Origin of the sequence: Gracilimonas sp., from assembly GCF_017641085.1 — a bacterium.
Taxonomy (GTDB): Bacteria; Bacteroidota; Rhodothermia; order Balneolales; family Balneolaceae; genus Gracilimonas.
This window is the reverse complement of record NZ_JAEPPI010000003.1, coordinates 523,342-541,343: the sequence shown is the minus strand read 5'-3', so window position 1 is coordinate 541,343 and position 18,002 is coordinate 523,342. Positions and strand designations below refer to the sequence as shown.

Sequence of the window (18,002 nt, the reverse complement as noted above, 5' to 3'; positions counted from 1 at the left end):
CTCTACTTAGTTCACAATAATTGGGTCTGCATTTCCATCCGGATCTCCATTCACATTCCCATCTGTGCTGGCATTTCCAAGAAGCAGGACACCGGCTGCATGTGGCGCCGCCATAGATGTACCGCTAATGGTGTTGTATCCGCCATCTTTCCAGGTAGAAGTGATGCTTACACCCGGTGCAGCATAATCAACGGGAGGATTTCCGTAGTTCGAGAAAGACGCCCAGTTATCATTACTGTCCATAGCAGAAATAGTAACTATGTTACTTCCGTTTACTCTGGCAGGAGATGAATTATTGGCATCAGTGCCTTCATTACCTGCGGCAAGTGAAAATTTAATTCCGTTTTGTGAAGCCGCAAGCACCGCATCATCAAGAGCCTGAGAAGTTGGTCCGCCTAAACTCATGTTAGCAACATCTCCCTTACTTCCGTTTGCTCCAACGTGGTCAACACCGGCAATTACACCAGAATAAGAACCACTTCCGCGGCTGTCCAGAACTTTAACCGGAATTACGGTTGCTCCTGCTGCTACACCAATCACACCTTCTGTATTATCAATGGCTGCTATAGTCCCTGCCACGTGTGTTCCATGACCGTTTCCATCATCTAAAGATTTACCATCCCTGCCTGATGTAAAGGCGTTAAAGCCTCTGGAAGCATCTACATTTAAATCCGGGTGATCTAAATCAATACCTGAATCAAGAATCCACGCAACATTACTGCCTGTATAAGTAGCGCCGCCATTAACACGGGTAATTCCATATGGCGTTTCCTGAGTGGTACTTCCACCACCATCGTCATCACCGCCATCTTTACATCCAGGCCATGGAGAGCAAGATCCGGGAGGTGCAAAAGAAACTACACGGTCTTTTTCGATGTATTTCACCCCTTTGTTAGCATTCAGGCGTGCGATTTGCTCATCAGTAAGCTGAGCTGTGAATCCTGCAATTGTATTATTGTATTTAACTACAACGTCCCTTTCCGGAATTTGCGCATCACTCATGATTGCATCCCGGGCAACTTCAATTTGTGAGGTGTTGCCAAGCTTGTATCGGGCGGTTTCAGATGCCTGCATGACCACAATATATTGGCCTTCAATAATCTGATCTCCTCCGGGTAAGTCTGGATTGTTTGTAACATCCGTTACATTTTGACACCCCACTACCATTAACATAAGTACCAATGCCCCAGTAGTTAGTTTAGATATTATTCTACTATTCATATTAATTTAGGTTTGATTAGTATTCTATTGATTTCGAGTAAATGAGAATAATGACGGGCTTACAACACTATATTCACCCATAAGAAGAGCAACATTTATAGAGTGATTATTTAAATAAATGGTATGTTGTTTGTACCGCATCATATACAACAGTAATACACCCCCCTTAATGTTACAAGAAAATTTTAAAAAATTTTTACAATCTCGTTTAATTGGTTCATTACCGGGTAGAGATGCCCAGCGAATTATGGCCCCTCACCCAAAAAACGGGAAACCAAATAAAACGCATTACGAGCCTGCACATGATGATTTCAGAAACAGCAGTGTTTTGGTTCCATTTATAGCTTGGAAGGAAGAGCTGGAAGTCCTGCTAACCCTGCGCACCGAGTCTATTAATCATGGCGGACAACTAAGCTTTCCCGGGGGTGGTAAGGAAGGTGATGAAAGCATAGAAGAAACCGCTCTGCGGGAGGCTCAGGAAGAAATTGGGTTACACACCGGTCAGGTTGAAATTATCGGACAACTAACCCCGCTGTACGTGGGACACTCGGATAACATGGTAACCCCGGTTATTGCTTTTCTAAACGAAGAGCAGTCGTTCACCCCCAACCCGAACGAAGTAGATGAAATCATCACTGTCCCGGTCTCCGACTTAATCAAAGAACACAACCGTGTGGAAGAAGAATGGGATTTACGAGGTACCCCTTATCGAGTTCCTTTCTGGAATATTCATCGTGTCCCTTTATGGGGAGCCACCGCCATGATGATGAGCGAATTGGTTGAACTATATAAGGAATTCGTTAATCGTTAATCGTTAATCGTTATTCGTTATTCGTTATTCGTTATTCGTTATTCGTTATTAGTTTTTGGTCATTGGTCATTGGTCATTGGTCATTGGTCATTAGTCATTGGTCATTGGTCGTTGGTCGTTGGTCGTCATTCATTCACCTTACAAAACAATCCCCTAATCGCTATCTTTACGTTCAATAATCAATAAGCAGATTCATGTCCCTTTTACTGGTAGCCAAAAACCGAGATTTTACTTCCCTGAAAAAAGCTCTTCTGGAAAAAGACCCTAACCTGGATGTAGAAATCTGGCCGCGTGTAGAAAATAAGGAGCGGGTTCAATTTGCCGTTTGCTGGAACCATCCAAAGCATGTACTCGACAGCTACCCAAACCTACGGGCAGTATCTTCGCTGGGCGCCGGGGTCAATCACTTATTAAACGATGAAGATCTTTCTGAGGATGTAAACATTTGTCGTTTGATTACAAGCTCCCTCAAAGACCAAATGGCGGAGTATATTTTGAATGCCATTACCAATTACCGGTTGCATACAATCACCTATGCCGATCAAAGAAGAACCGCAAAATGGGAGCCTCAGAGCTCTATACCTAAAAAGCATGCCCCTATAGGAATTATGGGGATGGGAGAAATGGGATTAACTGTTGCAACATTATTGTTGCAACAAGGATATATCGTGAATAGCTGGTCGCTTTCAAAAAAAGACCTTGAGGGTTTGCAATCTTTTGCCGGAAATAAAGAACTCGATGACTTTCTGGGGCAAACGAAAATCCTGGTCAACTTGCTACCTCTTACTGATGAGACGGAAGGAATCCTGGATCTTGAAGTGTTTAAAAAACTTCAGAAACCCGGCTACCTGATTAACGTGGGCAGAGGAAGTCATTTGGTGGAAGAAGATTTGATCTACGCTTTGGATACCGATAACCTTGAGGGAGCCTGCCTGGATGTTTTTGAAACAGAGCCGTTGCCGGAGAACCATCCCTTTTGGAACCGGGATAATATCATGATCACCCCTCATATTGCGGCCATAACTCCAGCCAAAGAAGCGGCCGAAGTGATCATTGAGAATTATAAACGTGCTTTATCCGGTATGGATATGTTGTATGAAGTGGATCGGGAAAAGGGATATTAGAAAAGCCTGACTACTTGATAACCCAGCCAAACAAAGAAGAGACCTAACACTACCTGAAGCCCAAGATTCAAGAAACTCAGCAGAAGCTTACTGTTTTCCCACAGCAGAAAAGTTTCGTGGGAAAAGGTAGAAAAGGTCGTAAAGCCGCCGAGAATCCCCACAAATATAAACAGCCGGAACTCCGGATTAACCCATGACTTCATTTCGAACAACCCGGCTAAGAAACCAATCAGAAGACACCCCAGCAGATTCACCAATGCCGTACCATATGGAAATGAACTGTCCGGAAATTGGGATTGGGTAAACAAGGAAAGCAGATACCGGGCAGCCGCTCCGACAAACCCGCCGGTGCCTACTGCTAAAACCTTAATCCAGTCTATATTCATCCTAAATGTTTACAGGATGCACCCAGCCAAACTGATCATCTTTTCGACCGTACTGGATATCGGTAATTTCGTTGAAGCATTTCTGGGCAAATTCGCCGGGCTTCTCCCGATCCAGCTCTATAGTTTTTCCATTGTGCTCAATCAGGCCAACCGGAGATACAACCGCTGCGGTACCTGAACCAAAAACTTCTTTCAGGCTTCCGTCCTCATAGGCCTCAAAAACCTCATCAATTGAAATCTTGCGTTCTTCAACGTTGTAGCCCCATTCTTTGGCTAAAGCAATCACCGAACGGCGGGTAACACCTGGAAGGATAGAACCATTAAGTCCCGGAGTAATCAATGTGTCGCCAATCAGGAAGTGAATGTTCATAGTCCCCACTTCCTCAATATATTTCTGCTCTTTGGCGTCTAACCAGAGTACCTGTGTAAAGCCTTTTTCTTTGGCCTTTTGAGCCGGAAGAAAACTGGCGGCGTAATTTCCGGCCGTTTTTACATTTCCGGTTCCGCCTACAACCGCACGTACATATTTTTCGGGTGTGGTCAGTGAAACGGGGTTAAAGCCTTCTGCGTAATAGGCGCCAACCGGTGAGGTAATAATCTGGTACGTAAATTTATCGGATGAACGGGCGGCAAGCAGGTTGTCTGAAGCAAAAATAAACGGCCTGATGTATAGCGCCGTACCGTTTTTCTTGGGCACCCATTGATGATCTAAGCGAATCAGTGTTTCCAGAGCATCAATAAAAGTCTCGTAACTGGTTTCCGGGATACACATTCTGCGACAGGAATGATTGAACCGTTCGTGATGCGTTTCCGGGCGATAAATGTTCACCGTGTTTTCATCCACATAAAATGCCTTCATCCCTTCAAAAACAGCCTGCCCGTAATGTAGCACGTTAGAGGCCGGGGTAACTTCAAAAGTCCCAAAAGGTTTAATCACAGGCTCATTCCACTCGCCTTCTGAAAACTTCATTTCGAACATATGGTCCGAAAACTTCTTACCGAACACAAGGTTATTAAAATCAACCTCATGAATGCGGCTTTGTTCCGTTGGATGTACTGTGATATTGGTGCTTGAAATTATCTCGTTCATCATACTCTTAAAATAACACGTTTCGGGTTAAATAACAGAGCGCCCTGCGTTAATTATTTTTTTAGTAACCTTTAGCCGGTACTCTGCATTGCAGCGGCAATTCCGTTAATGTTCAGGAATAAAACCTCTGTCAGTTCTTCTTTTTGTTCCTTCTCATCCGCATCCTTCCATCTTGATAACAATTCTGCCTGAATAATATTGAGCGGATAGGTAAATGGGTTTCTAAACAATATCGAATTCTGAATCACTTTATTATGATCCAGTATGTTTTCATAACCTGTTATGGAGGTGACCCAATCTTCTGCTCTTTCGAAATTTTCAATTAAAAGTTTATGGAATTTTGAAGGCTTGGTATTGTATAAATCTGAAGTTGGCAAATGCGTTCGGGCCATTTCCCGCTGTGAGTTGTTCAACACCGTCCGGAAAAATGTCCACTCCTTGTTCCATTTTTTCAGGACTTCCAATGCCTGACTATTCTTCTCTTTAGCAGCTTCCAGCCCTTCTGCTATGCCGTACCAACCCGGAGTATTATAGCGTACCTGAGTCCAGGCAAATACCCATGGAATGGCTCTCAGGGTATCAAAAGTCATGGAATCCGATGATCCTCGTGATACCGGACGGGAGGCTATCGGTAACTTGCCAATGTGTTCAATCGGGGTGATTCCGGAATACCAATTCCAGAAATCCGGATCGTCAATCAGGTTTCGGTATGCTTTCATCGAAGATGCGGCCAGGGTCTCGATAATTTCACGTTCCTCTGCCTTGCCGGATAAGTAACCGGGCGCCTCAGAATATTGCGCCATCGTTACTTTGGTCATGGCATTCACAATTTGCTCAAGGTGCCGATGGGTGATCGATGATAACATATACCTGAACGAAATCACCTCGCCCTGCTCCGTAAAACGAATACGCCCATTATTGGCAACCGCCGGCATGGCTACAATGGCCTGGTTCGACTGACCTCCGCCCCGGCCAACAGTTCCTCCCCTTCCGTGAAATAACCTGAAATCAACTTCATGTTTACGGCAAACCGTTCCAAGTTCATACTGAGCCTTATTCAATGCCCAGTTGGCCATCCAGTAACCACCGTCTTTGTTGCTGTCAGAATAACCCAGCATAATTTCCTGGAAGTTATCCCTTGATTTCAGATGCCGGGCAAAAAGGTCGTGTTCGTACATTTGCCCCATCAAGTCCGCACTATTTTCGAGATCTTCAATGGTCTCAAAAAGCGGAACAATATCCAGCTGGCTGTCAACCTCTCCTTTTGTGAGGCTCCATAATCCTGATTCTTTTGCAATCAGCATCACTTCCAGCATATCGCTGATACCATGCGTCATACTGATGATGTAACTACCAAATGTGTCAGGGTTCAGCGACAGCATATCACCAATTTCCTCAAACACCGTCATTACCCGGCTGGCTATTTCCGAGCGTTCACTCTTAATAGGGCTGAGCGGGCGGGGATTCGAAAGCTCCTGAACCAAAATATCTATTTTTTCATCTTCGCCGAGTTCACCGTATTTCTCAACCACGTTAGCCTGAGAAAGCAGCTCCGCCACTGTTTCTTCATGCAAGCTACTGTGCTGTCGGATATCCAAAGCACTTAAATGAAACCCAAAGGTTCTGGCGCGGATGATCATATCCTGAAGTTTGCCCTGCTGAGAAAGTCCGGGCAGGCCATTTTCGACCAGGCTTTCTTTAATCAGCTCCAGGTCAGCTATAAACTCCGACGCAGTATATTTCTGAGATTTTTCCAGAATATCTTTCTTATCTCCGTCAAGGGCATCCAACAGATACTGAACCTTCTCCATGACATGAACCACCTTGCGGCGATACAGCTCATGAACATAACGGCGACTGATCCGCTCAGAAATCGGGAATTCCTTCTCGTCTTCTTTCAGGGATTCTTTAAGTGCATCAGAAACGGTTCCCTGCTTATTGGAAACGCTCAGATATCTTCGTAGCTCATTCAGATCTTTTAAAAACTTACTCAGCACAGTTCGGCGCTGCTGAATAACCGTTTCCCAGGTTACGCTTGAGGTCACGTTCGGATTTCCGTCTCTGTCGCTTCCAATCCAGGAGCGATATTTCAGCACGATAGGGACTTCCGGGCGTTCATTGTAATAGGTATCAAATGCCTGTCGAATATCCCGGTATAAAATTGGAATGGAATCCCAGATGGAATGCGTAAAATAGAACAACCCGTTCTCCACCTCATCCTCTACCGATAAGCGTTCCGCTCGGACTTCATCTGTCAACAGAAGCAGATTCAGCACATTCAGGATCTCGCGTCGCAAATCAATTTTCTCGTCCGGGGTGATGTCACTGTCTCCCAATCGTGAAATCATCGAAGCCAGCTCCTGCTGTTTCAGCAAAACACTTCTTCTGCGCGCTTCAGTTGGGTGCGCCGTGATAGTAGGCTGTATATCCATCTGTTGAAAAACATCCAGGGCCTCTTCGTAGCTGCATCCCTCTTCCTTCAGCCTGTACACCGCTTCGGCAATACTCTCCTTTCGGGGCGATTCCGGGGTTTCCTCAAACTCCCGGCTTCGGTTTACCCTGCTGATTTCGTATTGCTCCAGCGAGTTCACAAGATGAAAAAAGGTGGTGTACATGCGCAGCACTTCCTTGATTTCCTGCAGCGACATCCCGCTCATTTCTTTCTGAAGGGATTTAAGTGCTTCCTCATCTCCTTCATCCAGGGCATTTACACTTTCAAGGGGGAGCCTTCCGAGTTTTTCAACTAACTCTTCGCCATGTTGCCGGACGGCGATTTCCTCCAAAATCTCGGTGAGGTTAATAACTCTCTTTGATAAGCTTTGGCTGATCCCGCTGCTTTCAGCAAGATCACGGACAGTTTCTTTCCAATGCATAAATAATAAAAGTTTGAAATGAGTGAGTGAGTGATTAAATAGTTAAGGTAGAAATAAATAAACTCTTTTATAATTTCTTAAAACTTAACGCAACACTAAATATACATGCAATGAGTGTAAAACGCTGTGGATGGGCTGAAGATCAATTCGATGAATACGTAACCTATCATGACGAGGAATGGGGTGTTCCGGTTCATGATGATAAAACCCATTTTGAGTTCCTGATTCTGGAAGGAGCTCAGGCCGGTTTAAGCTGGTCAACCATCCTTAAAAGACGAGATGGTTACCAGCAGGCATTTGCGGATTTCAACCCGGAAAAAGTCGCCCGGTTCGATGAAGAAAAAATTCAGGATCTGCTCCGGTTTGAAGGCATTATCCGCAACAAGTTAAAGGTGAGGTCGGCCGTGACCAACGCGCAGTACTTTCTTGAAATACAGGAAGAGTTCGGCAGTTTCGACAACTATATCTGGGGTTTTGTTGGGGGTGAACCGATTATCAATCACTGGAAAAGCATGAAAGAAGTACCTGCTACCACTAAAGAATCCGATGCTTTGGCTAAAGATTTAAAAAAACGGGGATTCAAGTTTACCGGTAGCACCATTATGTACGCTCACATGCAGGCTTGTGGACTGGTGATGGATCATACGGTGGATTGTTTTAGGTATAAAGAGCTGAAATAGTAGCTCCACCATCACCCGGCTCTCCATTTTTTCAGGAATTGAGCTTACTTTAACCGAGCCGAATGATGGTTTGTAAGGAAGATCCATCATTCCGTTTTCCTTCTAAAGCCCGAAATGCATAGGTCGAAGCAGAAACGGGGTGATGGATGACCCTTTGCCAATCTAATTCACTTCCAATCCGGAATTGGCAAGTGTACTAAAGCCACCAATGTTATACACCTTTTCGAAACCGTTTTCTTTCATCAGCCGGGTAGCTTGTCCACTTCGATTACCTGAGCGGCAGTAAAGATAGTAGGTTTCGTTCTTGTCCAGGCTATCCAGCTTAGATTGGAAATCTCCGTTCAGCAAATCAAAGTTATGATCTGCCAAGGCAAGATGACCGCTGTTGAATTCATCTTTTGTGCGTACATCAATGACTACGCCCGGCGTCTCCTGATGCTTTTGTTTGAAGGACTCAGGTTGTAGTGTCGAATTGTCCGGGCCGGCTTTCTTTGAGTTAAAACTAATGAATAGTACCACGGCTAAAGCTACTACAGCTAAAACGGTTATAACTGTCTTCATAATTGATCCTGTTATTATTAAAAATTCGTGTAAATGATATAGGCTCCCATCACCATAAGGAAATAACCAAAACCGGTTTTAAGTTGTTTCTGGGGAACTTTTTGGCTGATTTTATTCCCCACAAAGCTTCCGGCTATTCCAATGAGACTGAACACTCCGATCAGCTCCCAGTTCATGCCCAGGCCTTCCATCGCTAACACATCTATGTATTTGTAGAAGCCCAGGATGCTTTTGAGGGTAATAATCAAAAGGCTGGTTCCTACGGCCACACGCATCGAAAGCCCGCCTATGAGTACCAGCGCCGGGATAATAAGGAATCCTCCCCCAACCCCAACCAAGCCGGTTAACACCCCCACGGCTAACCCTTCGATAACTAACACCCACTTCGGAATGGATGCCGGTTTCTTGTACGAAATTTTTGTTCTTTCCCTGATCATCATGAAAGCGGCAATGATCATCACTCCGGCAAAAATCATCAGCTGCGTATTTCCGGAGATGTATTGGGAAAGAGAAGCTCCGCCATAAGTACCAATCATGCCGGGGATGCCGAAGAAGATCAGACTTACCCAGTGAACTTCTTTTTTTATCACATAAGGGATAGAACCTATAAAGCTGATAGCTGCCACAATCCCTAACGATTCAGCGATAGCCAGCTTTTCGGGCTCACCTACAAGGTAGATGAGCACCGGAACGGTAAGGATTGACCCGCCCGAACCAAGCAGTCCAAGTGATATTCCAATAAGTAAGGCCCCGCACCAGGCTAACCACATTAGTTAGCCTCTGCAGTTGTCCAGTTATTCTTCTCTAACCATGGTTCAACCATGTCGTCAATGTATTTCACCGCATAGTCGGCTCTTTCAAGCATGGCAGATGCTGCCGATGCCCGTGCACCTGACTTACAATGAACCATGATTGGTTTGTCGTTCGGGACTTCATCGAGCCTTTCCAGCAGCCTTGTATGGGCGATGTTCATGGCTTCAGGATGATGGCCTTCATCAAACTCGGATTTCTTACGAACATCCAGAAGGTTTGCCTCTCCTGTTGCCAGGTATTCTTCTGCTTTTTCGAAGTCAATGGTTTCAGTGGTAAAAAGCTCACCGCCTTTTTCAGAAAACTCCTGAAGCTGTTCCGGGGTTGCATACCCTTTCACATTATCCAGACCAATACGGATCAGATCTTTTACCGCCTCTTCCACTTTATCCTGCTCAATGATCAGGTAGATGTCTTCATCTTCATTCACATATGAGCCAACAATGGTGTTGAACTGCTTATTCATGGGTGAAAGCAATGCTCCCTGAATATGCTTATTCATAAACTCTGTGCGGTTTCGTGTATCTACAATAACCGCGTTATCAAGCCGCACATCACCAATCATTTTTTCAACGGAGATGTGTTCCGGGTGTGGCATTTCGCCCAGAACTTTGGGCCCTTTTTTGTTATCGCGCTTCATGCGTGCGAAATAGAGCGGTGGTTCCGGCTGTCCGTCCAGAATATAATCCACAAACTCCTGCTCGCTGATTGCAGCCCGGATGGAACCGTTAAAACGCTGCTCATATCCAACCGTTGATTCCGGCACGGCTCCCAGTGCTTTACCACAGGCACTTCCGGCTCCGTGTCCCGGCCAAAGCTGCAGATATTCCGGCATTTCCTTAAATCTCTGTAGTGATTGATACAGCACTTTGGCTGAGCTCTTCATCGCTCCCTTCTGCCCCGCTGCTGATTCGAGCAGATCAGGTCGGCCTACATCACCTACAAACACAAAGTCCCCGGATAGAATCCCCATGGGTTCATCGGTGGCAGCACCATCGGTTACCAGGTAGCTGACGTGCTCAGGTGTGTGCCCGGGACTATACACCGTCGTAAATTTGATATTGCCTATCGAAAACTCATCGCCGTCTTTCAATAGCTTGTGATCGTAATCACTACCCATGAGCCACTCGTATTTCCAGTCCTTATCGCCTTCGTCTGAGGCGTACACGGTAAGGCCTTGCTCGGCAAGTTCGCGTAAGCCGGACAAATAATCGGCATGAATGTGAGTTTCTGCTGCAGCTACCAGTTTGAGGTTGTTCTGCATGGCGAGCTCCTTATAACGGTCCACGTCCCTCATTGGATCAATAATAATGGCTTCGCCGGTACGCTGACAACCGATCAGGTAGGCGTATTGTGCTAATTTCTCTTCAAATATTTGCTGAAAAAACATAAAGCTTCGTATTAATTTAGTGAGGCAGATTTGGTTTCAGATATCCATATGCTAATGCGCCAAAGATAGCACTTAAGGTTGGGATCAGAAATATTAAATATCCGCTCCCGATTAAAGCATACATGGGGCCCGGACATGCACCCGTAAGTCCCCATCCAAGGCCAAATATGGTTCCGCCTATAATGTAGTTTTTAGTTTTAGAATTATCTTTCTCTTTGATGGAAATCGGGTTTCCATTCACATCTTTCACATTCCACTTTTTAATAAACATGGTGGCAATCATCCCAACCACTACAGCCAGTCCAATGATGCCGTACATATGTATGGAATCGAAACGGAACATTTCCTGAATTCTGAACCAGGAAACCACTTCTGATTTCACCAGAATAAATCCAAATACAATACCTGATAGAATAAATCTCATGATAACCTGCTTAATTTAGAATGAGTGGTAGAATGGCATAGGTTGTTATCAACCCACCGATAAAGAAACCGATAACGGCAATCAAAGAGGCTTTTTGTAGGGTAGCCAAGCCTGTAATGGCATGGCCGGAAGTACATCCGCCCGCATAACGTGCCCCAAAGCCAACGAGAAAGCCGCCTAAAATCATCAATACAAAACCGGCCGGACTTACAATATTCGACCAATTAAAGATTTCGAGGGGAATCAAACTGGTGAAGTTACTGATGCCCAAAGCTGTGAGTTCTGATTTGGTAGCTTCGGAAATTTGAACGGTGTAATCTCCGCCGTTGGTAAATCCGGCAATTACTCCACCGATTAACACTCCGGCTACGAGTTTCAGATTCCAGGCGCCTTCTTTAATCCAGTCGTAATTAAAATATTCCACCTTAGAAGGAACCATGGATGCACAAGCATGCCGGAAGCTGGATGATATTCCAAAAGTTTTGTTTCCAATAACCCAAAGCAGCGGAAGCATCAGGCCTATAAGCGGGCCGGCCACATACCAGGGAATTGGCTGAGTGAATAGTTCTGTCATTTTTGATCTTATTTGATGAATGTCTTTTTGATTCGTGACAATGATAAGAAGCTGAATTAATTTGTTACAACATGTTATAACAAGTATCTTTCATCTCCATTGCAATTCATGAATTCATTATGTCTGACTTTAATTCAAAACACGAAAAAGTAGCTACAAAACTGCGCGATGAGATCACCGGAACGGAATATGAGCCCGGCGACCAGCTTCCTTCAGAAAACCGATTATGTGATTACTTTAAGGTGAGCCGGGTTACCGTTCGCCATGCATTATCTACCCTGGAAAATGAAGGCCTGATTTACCGGAAACAGGGAGTCGGGGCTTTTGTAAGCGATCAAAAACTGAAAAACTCCCTGGTTCGTCTTACTGATTTCTCCGAGGACATGAAGCAGGCAGGCTTGCAAAGCAGTTCCAGGCTTATTTCCCTCAATCGGGTAGACCCCGTCCCCGAAGTGAATGAAGTGCTTCAGCTGCGCCCGGATATGAAACTCATCCAAATAAAGCGGGTCAGGCTTGCCAACGGAAAACCGGTTGCCTTCGATATCACCTGGCTGCCACCCGGGTATGGACAGCTGTTGTTTGATGAGGACCTCACTACCCAAACCATCTATGATGTGTTTGAGGATAAGTACGAAATTCTGATCCAGGGAGGCAGCTACCGGATCACGGCAACAAACGCTGATGAATCCATTGCCAAACACCTGAACCTGGACCCGGGAAGTGCTTTACTGGAAATAGACCGCTGTTCTCGTACAACCGGAGATAAAAAAGTGTATTTCCAAAAAAGGTATTACAATCCGGCTCATGTTTCTTACGTGATGGAACTATACCGAAATGAGGACGAGAACGGTTCCTATAAAGATGGACTACCGTTAAAAGAATTTTCTCCTGTATTTGCTAAATAGTAATGAAAACATCATTTTCCGAGTATCTAATCACTATTCACTAATTGTATTGATCTAATGAAAATAACAGAGAAAATATTAGCAACCTCATTGCTGTTGCTCGCCATTTCGTTTTCGGGTGTACAGGCACAGTACCTTGAGGAGTTTGAAGAGAAAGTAACCGAGTTCACCCTCGATAACGGACTTACATTTGTTGTCATAGAACGTCCGGTTGCTCCGGTAGTCAGTTTTGCTACCTATGTAAACGTTGGGGGTGCAAACAACCCACTTGGGAATTCCGGTCTTGCTCACGTTTTTGAGCACATGGCCTTTAAAGGAACTCATGACGTGGGAACCAGCAACTGGAAAAAAGAAAAGAAGGTACTTCAGAAACTGGATGCTACCTACCAGAAGTGGCTGGAAGAAAAACACTCCATCAATCCTGATTCTACAAGAATTAACGAGCTTTGGAGCGAGTTTGAAGCCCTTCAGGAAGAAGCCGGACAGTATGTGGTTAACAATGAGTTTTCTGAAATTGTGAATCGCAACGGGGGTACGGGAATGAATGCCACCACCAGTGCCGACCGCACCAACTATTTCTACAGCCTTCCGGAAAACCGAATTGAGCTTTGGTTCAGCCTGGAATCTGACCGCTTTCTGAATCCGGTGTTCCGCGAGTTCTATAAAGAAAAAGAAGTGGTTCGTGAAGAACGCCGATCAAGTTATGAATCAAGTCCGGTTGGGAAACTATACGAGGCTTTTCTGACGACTGCCTATAAAGCTCACCCATACGGCACTCCAAACATCGGCTGGCATTCTGACATCACCGCAACAACGATGGAAGATGCACGTGAGTTTTATGAGACCTATTATGTACCCAACAACATCACCATTGCCATTGCCGGTGATGTGGACCCGAATGAAGTTCGGAAACTGGCAAAAACCTATTTTGGGCGGTTGAAGAAAGGCCCTACCCCTCCTCCGATCTACACCGAAGAACCTGAGCAAATTGCAGAAAAAAGATTCACCATCGAGCAGCAATCCCAGCCATTTTTGTTATTGGGATATCATACGGTGAACGATCAGCATCCTGATCACAATGCCTTAAATCTGCTTAGTAATATTTTAGTAGGCGGAAGGACTTCCAAATTGTACAAACGCCTTGTTGAAAAGGAGCAGGTGGCTCTGGGCTTCCAAAATCTAAATGGGGTTCCGGGAACCAAATATGAGAGCATGTTCGCCCTGTTAGCCGTACCGAACCGCGGCTATGACACCGACACTCTCGAAACTGCCATCTACGAGGAGCTGGAAAAAATCAAGAACGGTGAAATCACACAGGAAGAACTGGATCGCGTTCGAACCAATGCACGCGCCGGGTTAATTCGTGGCCTTGATTCCAACTCAGGCCTCGCTGTACGACTTGGGCAGGCCCAATCACTGCAAGGCGACTGGAGAAAAGTATTCACCAACCTTGAAGACCTTGAAGCGGTGACGATTGAAGATATTCAGCGCGTGGCGAAGAAATATTTAGTGAAAGAAAACCTAACGGTAGGTTCCATTGTGAATGCTCCGGCCGGGGAGGTTGCAGATGCGAATCAATAACAGAATTTTTAAAAGAATGGATGCTGGAAAGATGATTACAACTATGAAAAGATTAAGTCTTTTGTGCCTCGCGTTAGCACTCACAAGTTCTGCGCTTTTTGCACAAAAGAAGTACGATGAGATCAAATACCCGGAACTGAACAGCTTTCAGGTTCCTGAGGTAGAAACTTACACGGCCGATAATGGCATCACCTACTATTTACTGGAAGACACCGAGCTTCCACTAATCGAGATACGGGTGAATATTAAAACCGGGGGCGTTTTAGTGTCTGCCGAAAAAGAAGGCCTGGCTTCCATTACCGGAACCGTTATCCGCTCAGGGGGAACACAGTCTATCCCTGCTGATTCCCTCAACGTACTGCTTGAAAATAAAGCTGCAAGTATGGAAACGGGTATTGGGTTTACTTCCGGCAGTGCCTGGATGAATGTGCTGGCAGAGGATTTTGATGAACTGCTTCCCATTTTCATCGACCTGCTTACCAATCCGGCTTTTCCGGATGACAAAATTGAGCTTGCAAAAACTCAGACCAAAAGTAGCATTTCACGGCGAAATGACAATTCGCAAAGTGTAGGGGTTCGCGAATTCCAGAAGCTGATTTATGGTCCTGAATCGGTGTATGCCCGAACAACGGAATATGAAACCATCGACAACATCACCCGCGAAGACATTGTTAATTTCCATAAAGATCATTTTGTATCTGAAAACATGATGATTGGTGTGGTTGGTGATTTCGATGCTTCCGAAATGAAGCAAAAACTGGAAGAAGCTTTTAGCAACATTCCTTCCGGCGAGGAAACCTCTCTCGATTTCCCAGAAGTTGATTATGAGCCACAAAGCACTATCAACTTTGCTCACAAGTCGGATGTGAACCAGAGCTTCATCCTGATGGGTCACCTGGGTGGTATGCGCGACAATCCTGATTATCCGCAAATTCAGGTAATGAACCGTGTACTTAGTGGTGGTTTTTCCGGCCGGTTGATGCAGGTTATCCGAACTGAAATGGGGCTCGCCTATTCGGCCTTTGGTCAGTACAGCATGAACTCCTTCTACCCCGGATTTTTCTTTGCCGGCGTATCTACCAAGAGCTCTACAACCGCTGAAGCCATCGAAGCAGTCATCGAGCAAATTCGCCGTCTTCAGAATGAACCCATCACCAAAAAAGAATTGCAGGATACCAAAGATCAAATCCTGAACTCATCGGTGTTTGAGTACGACAGCTATGAGGAAGTGCTCAGCCAGCAGATGTCGTATGATTACCGAGGTCTGCCCGGGGATGCTTTTGATCAATACATTGAGGGCGTAAAGAACACAACCATTGAAGATGTTCAGCGCGTTGCCAAAGAATACTTAAATCCCGACTACCTGCAGATTATGGTGGTTGGCAACAAAGATGAAATCGGAGATCAGCTGCAGCAATTTGGTGATGTAAATGAAGTTGATATTACCATTCCGGAGCCGGGCTCAGATGAACCGGTGGTGGACGGTGATGCCACCAAAGGAAAAGAATGGCTCGAAAAAATGGCCAATGCCCTGGTGGAACCGGGTAGTGATGTGGTTTCCATTCAGGAAAAATCTGTAATCACGCAGAAAACACCTATGGGTGATATGGATATCCAAAATTCTTCGGTCACCAACTTCGCGGATTACTCCACCGAACGAAACCTGACAACGCCACAGGGTCAAATGACCATGAGCTTCAAAGACGGAAGTGGAACCATGCAGATGGGCGGACAGCAGCGGCAGCTACCTCCACAAATGGCCAAGCCTATGCTGAATGAAATGAAGCGTAATTACCTCTCCATAGCCATCAACCACGAGGATATTCAGGCTGAATACCTTGGTGATGAAACCGTTGACGGAGAAGATTATGCGGTTGTTAGAATGACCAACGATCAGGTTAAGGTAACTTACCTGCTTGATCAGGAAACCGGACTTCCTCATATGAGCCGTTATACCGAGATGAACCCTCAAACCGGACAACGACAGGAAGCTAAAAGCGTGTATTCTGACTGGAACGAAGCCGGCGGTGTTATGTATGCTTATTCCGTCGTTACCTATGTTGACGAGCAGGTAGCTGCAGAACTGACGGTTGAAAGTCACTCTATTCCTGAATAGTCGTTTTCACTGACTAATTTCAATCCCGCATTTCTTAATTGAGATGCGGGATTTTTTTAGCTATATATAATTGGTTGTTAAAATTTATAGAGGAGATACACCATGTCAGCCTGGGATAACGAATACCCGTCAAGTTCAGAGTATGCGCATTACTATGCAGATTACGTTTCTCACGTTCCCAAGGGGAACATTATCGAAACGCTGAATACTCAAATGCATGAAATGTACACCTTTATCAATGCCATACCCGGTGATAAAGCTTTCCATGCATACGCGGAAGGCAAATGGACGGTAAAGCAGGTAATCGGCCACATAATAGAAACCGAACGGGTGTTTAGTTATCGCGGGCTGGCTTTTTCCCGCCGCGACCCAAATCCGCTTCCCTCCATGGAGCAGGATGATTATGTGAAGTATTCCAATTACAACAGCCGGACCATCCACAACCTCGCGAATGAATATTTAGCCGTCCGCATTTCCACCATTCACCTTTTCCAGAACATGACCAAAGAGATGATTTCCCTGAAAGGCACTGCCAGCGGTGTGGAGTTTACGGTCCGTTCTATCCCTTTCATCATTGCCGGCCACGAGCTGCATCATAAAGAGATTATTCGGGAGAAGTATTTGTAGACCATGTCCCTCTTTTTTTAACCTTGATTTACAGGATTTTTGGGATGACCGGGATTACCTTGCCCTCATTCCAGTGCTTTGTTGAGGATCGAGATTAAAGGATCAAATGAAAAGCTATTCGCCCGACCTTACTTCTTCCCCTTATGATAATTGGCTATACGGATAAGCTCTTTTTCCATATCCTCGATTTTCCCGGTTAAAATACCGTGTTTCATTCCATATCGGATGAGCAGCATATTCAGAATACGGTCCGGTTTGGGGACTTTTGGTTTATCGAAGAACTTATTTCGAACAAATTGAATAAGAAGAGACAACAACCCCACTTTGAACAAAAAGAACAGTCCTAATCCATACCAAAGTGCATTAAACTCAACGCTTATCCCGACACCGGCTATTAAGTCGTTAAGACTAATCCCAATCAGGAATACCCCGGAAACGGTATAGATGAATCCGTCTTTATTCAGCAAGCGGGCAATCGGTGTGGAAATCACATTCACAAACACACCGGTATTAAAGTACCACAGAAAATAAACAGCCAACGAAATTATAAAAGCCCATAACGCATCAACGGTAGCATAAACGAGGATGAAGTAAAGCATCAGTGCCAGCCCGTTAGAGCTTTTCACCCAGGCATCGGCTTCCTGAATGATTTGTTCCAGGGGTTTTTCTTTCAGCAAGCCCGGCACGTATTTCTCAATTCCATCCCGTGTAATATGATACCAGTTTCCATTGGAGGTGGTTATTCCATCCGGAAGCTCCAGCATCTGCCATTCAAAACGTCCTCTTTTAAAATTTTCCATGTCCAAATATAGGCTTTAATAAAGAAGGT

17 protein-coding genes are annotated in these 18,002 nt (G+C 45.1%); 7 read left to right on the top strand and 10 right to left on the bottom strand.

What is annotated here, in order from left to right; all coding sequences use genetic code 11:
• Positions 1–6 precede the first annotated feature (6 nt).
• Entirely contained in the window at positions 7–1,221 is a 1,215-nt protein-coding gene (locus JJ941_RS13360) for a S8 family peptidase (RefSeq protein ID WP_290966178.1), read from the bottom strand.
• Between the two features lie 169 nt (positions 1,222–1,390).
• On the opposite strand from JJ941_RS13360, the gene JJ941_RS13355 reads away from it, so the two are divergent.
• Positions 1,391–2,032 carry a CoA pyrophosphatase gene (locus JJ941_RS13355; protein ID WP_290966176.1) on the top strand — a complete coding sequence of 214 codons (642 nt, stop codon included), beginning with the start codon at positions 1,391–1,393 and terminating at the stop codon, positions 2,030–2,032.
• 194 nt (positions 2,033–2,226) lie between these two features.
• A complete protein-coding gene (locus JJ941_RS13350) occupies positions 2,227–3,156 on the top strand; it encodes a glyoxylate/hydroxypyruvate reductase A (protein WP_290966174.1) in 930 nt (309 codons plus the stop codon).
• Here JJ941_RS13350 and crcB read toward each other — a convergent pair.
• The 3 genes from crcB to ppc form a co-directional block, all read right to left on the bottom strand.
• Positions 3,153–3,542: a fluoride efflux transporter CrcB gene (crcB, locus tag JJ941_RS13345; RefSeq protein WP_290966173.1), complete on the bottom strand. Its 390-nt coding sequence runs from the start codon at positions 3,540–3,542 to the stop codon at positions 3,153–3,155. The two genes, JJ941_RS13350 and crcB, sit on opposite strands and share 4 nt — an antisense overlap.
• A gap of 1 nt (position 3,543) precedes the next feature.
• Entirely contained in the window at positions 3,544–4,635 is a 1,092-nt protein-coding gene (locus tag JJ941_RS13340; RefSeq protein ID WP_290966171.1) for a branched-chain amino acid aminotransferase, read from the bottom strand.
• Positions 4,636–4,703: 68 nt separating this feature from the next.
• On the bottom strand, positions 4,704–7,505 hold the full coding sequence (gene ppc, locus JJ941_RS13335) for a phosphoenolpyruvate carboxylase (RefSeq protein ID WP_290966169.1): 2,802 nt from the start codon (positions 7,503–7,505) through the stop codon (positions 4,704–4,706).
• 110 nt (positions 7,506–7,615) lie between these two features.
• Between ppc and JJ941_RS13330 the strand changes: the two genes are divergently transcribed.
• Positions 7,616–8,185, top strand: coding sequence for a DNA-3-methyladenine glycosylase I (locus JJ941_RS13330; RefSeq protein ID WP_290966167.1), 570 nt, complete (start codon positions 7,616–7,618; stop codon positions 8,183–8,185).
• Between the two features lie 162 nt (positions 8,186–8,347).
• Here JJ941_RS13330 and JJ941_RS13325 read toward each other — a convergent pair whose 3' ends face one another.
• From JJ941_RS13325 to JJ941_RS13305, 5 genes are read right to left on the bottom strand one after another with little or no spacing between them, the layout of a single operon-like run.
• Positions 8,348–8,746: a rhodanese-like domain-containing protein gene (locus JJ941_RS13325; RefSeq protein WP_290966164.1), complete on the bottom strand. Its 399-nt coding sequence runs from the start codon at positions 8,744–8,746 to the stop codon at positions 8,348–8,350.
• 17 nt (positions 8,747–8,763) lie between these two features.
• On the bottom strand, positions 8,764–9,516 hold the full coding sequence (locus JJ941_RS13320) for a sulfite exporter TauE/SafE family protein (protein ID WP_290966161.1): 753 nt from the start codon (positions 9,514–9,516) through the stop codon (positions 8,764–8,766).
• Positions 9,516–10,946: an MBL fold metallo-hydrolase gene (locus tag JJ941_RS13315; RefSeq protein ID WP_255132985.1), complete on the bottom strand. Its 1,431-nt coding sequence runs from the start codon at positions 10,944–10,946 to the stop codon at positions 9,516–9,518. Before JJ941_RS13315 ends, JJ941_RS13320 begins: the two co-directional genes overlap by 1 nt.
• A gap of 16 nt (positions 10,947–10,962) precedes the next feature.
• Complete coding sequence (locus JJ941_RS13310; RefSeq protein WP_290966157.1) at positions 10,963–11,370, bottom strand: DUF6691 family protein; 408 nt, start codon at positions 11,368–11,370, stop codon at positions 10,963–10,965.
• A gap of 10 nt (positions 11,371–11,380) precedes the next feature.
• A complete protein-coding gene (locus JJ941_RS13305; RefSeq protein WP_290966155.1) occupies positions 11,381–11,944 on the bottom strand; it encodes a YeeE/YedE thiosulfate transporter family protein in 564 nt (187 codons plus the stop codon).
• 119 nt (positions 11,945–12,063) lie between these two features.
• Between JJ941_RS13305 and JJ941_RS13300 the strand changes: the two genes are divergently transcribed.
• From JJ941_RS13300 to JJ941_RS13285, 4 genes are all read left to right on the top strand, one after another.
• The gene (locus JJ941_RS13300; RefSeq protein ID WP_290966153.1) at positions 12,064–12,849 is read left to right on the top strand and encodes a GntR family transcriptional regulator; all 786 of its coding nucleotides are present in this window, start codon (positions 12,064–12,066) and stop codon (positions 12,847–12,849) included.
• A 57-nt stretch (positions 12,850–12,906) separates the two neighbouring features.
• The gene (locus JJ941_RS13295) at positions 12,907–14,430 is read left to right on the top strand and encodes a pitrilysin family protein (RefSeq protein ID WP_290966151.1); all 1,524 of its coding nucleotides are present in this window, start codon (positions 12,907–12,909) and stop codon (positions 14,428–14,430) included.
• A gap of 43 nt (positions 14,431–14,473) precedes the next feature.
• Positions 14,474–16,546: a pitrilysin family protein gene (locus tag JJ941_RS13290; protein WP_290966148.1), complete on the top strand. Its 2,073-nt coding sequence runs from the start codon at positions 14,474–14,476 to the stop codon at positions 16,544–16,546.
• A 102-nt stretch (positions 16,547–16,648) separates the two neighbouring features.
• Positions 16,649–17,173, top strand: coding sequence for a DinB family protein (locus JJ941_RS13285; RefSeq protein WP_290966145.1), 525 nt, complete (start codon positions 16,649–16,651; stop codon positions 17,171–17,173).
• Between the two features lie 128 nt (positions 17,174–17,301).
• Here JJ941_RS13285 and JJ941_RS13280 read toward each other — a convergent pair whose 3' ends face one another.
• Complete coding sequence (locus JJ941_RS13280; protein ID WP_290966142.1) at positions 17,302–17,973, bottom strand: hypothetical protein; 672 nt, start codon at positions 17,971–17,973, stop codon at positions 17,302–17,304.
• Between the last annotated feature and the right edge of the window lie 29 nt (positions 17,974–18,002).

Coding starts and splice junctions, on each gene's coding strand:
- JJ941_RS13360 (WP_290966178.1), bottom strand. CDS start 1,221: ATGAATAGTAGAATAATATCTAAACTAACTACTGGGGCATTGGTACTT.
- JJ941_RS13355 (WP_290966176.1), top strand. CDS start 1,391: ATGTTACAAGAAAATTTTAAAAAATTTTTACAATCTCGTTTAATTGGT.
- JJ941_RS13350 (WP_290966174.1), top strand. CDS start 2,227: ATGTCCCTTTTACTGGTAGCCAAAAACCGAGATTTTACTTCCCTGAAA.
- crcB (WP_290966173.1), bottom strand. CDS start 3,542: ATGAATATAGACTGGATTAAGGTTTTAGCAGTAGGCACCGGCGGGTTT.
- JJ941_RS13340 (WP_290966171.1), bottom strand. CDS start 4,635: ATGATGAACGAGATAATTTCAAGCACCAATATCACAGTACATCCAACG.
- ppc (WP_290966169.1), bottom strand. CDS start 7,505: ATGCATTGGAAAGAAACTGTCCGTGATCTTGCTGAAAGCAGCGGGATC.
- JJ941_RS13330 (WP_290966167.1), top strand. CDS start 7,616: ATGAGTGTAAAACGCTGTGGATGGGCTGAAGATCAATTCGATGAATAC.
- JJ941_RS13325 (WP_290966164.1), bottom strand. CDS start 8,746: ATGAAGACAGTTATAACCGTTTTAGCTGTAGTAGCTTTAGCCGTGGTA.
- JJ941_RS13320 (WP_290966161.1), bottom strand. CDS start 9,516: ATGTGGTTAGCCTGGTGCGGGGCCTTACTTATTGGAATATCACTTGGA.
- JJ941_RS13315 (WP_255132985.1), bottom strand. CDS start 10,946: ATGTTTTTTCAGCAAATATTTGAAGAGAAATTAGCACAATACGCCTAC.
- JJ941_RS13310 (WP_290966157.1), bottom strand. CDS start 11,370: ATGAGATTTATTCTATCAGGTATTGTATTTGGATTTATTCTGGTGAAA.
- JJ941_RS13305 (WP_290966155.1), bottom strand. CDS start 11,944: ATGACAGAACTATTCACTCAGCCAATTCCCTGGTATGTGGCCGGCCCG.
- JJ941_RS13300 (WP_290966153.1), top strand. CDS start 12,064: ATGTCTGACTTTAATTCAAAACACGAAAAAGTAGCTACAAAACTGCGC.
- JJ941_RS13295 (WP_290966151.1), top strand. CDS start 12,907: ATGAAAATAACAGAGAAAATATTAGCAACCTCATTGCTGTTGCTCGCC.
- JJ941_RS13290 (WP_290966148.1), top strand. CDS start 14,474: ATGAAAAGATTAAGTCTTTTGTGCCTCGCGTTAGCACTCACAAGTTCT.
- JJ941_RS13285 (WP_290966145.1), top strand. CDS start 16,649: ATGTCAGCCTGGGATAACGAATACCCGTCAAGTTCAGAGTATGCGCAT.
- JJ941_RS13280 (WP_290966142.1), bottom strand. CDS start 17,973: ATGGAAAATTTTAAAAGAGGACGTTTTGAATGGCAGATGCTGGAGCTT.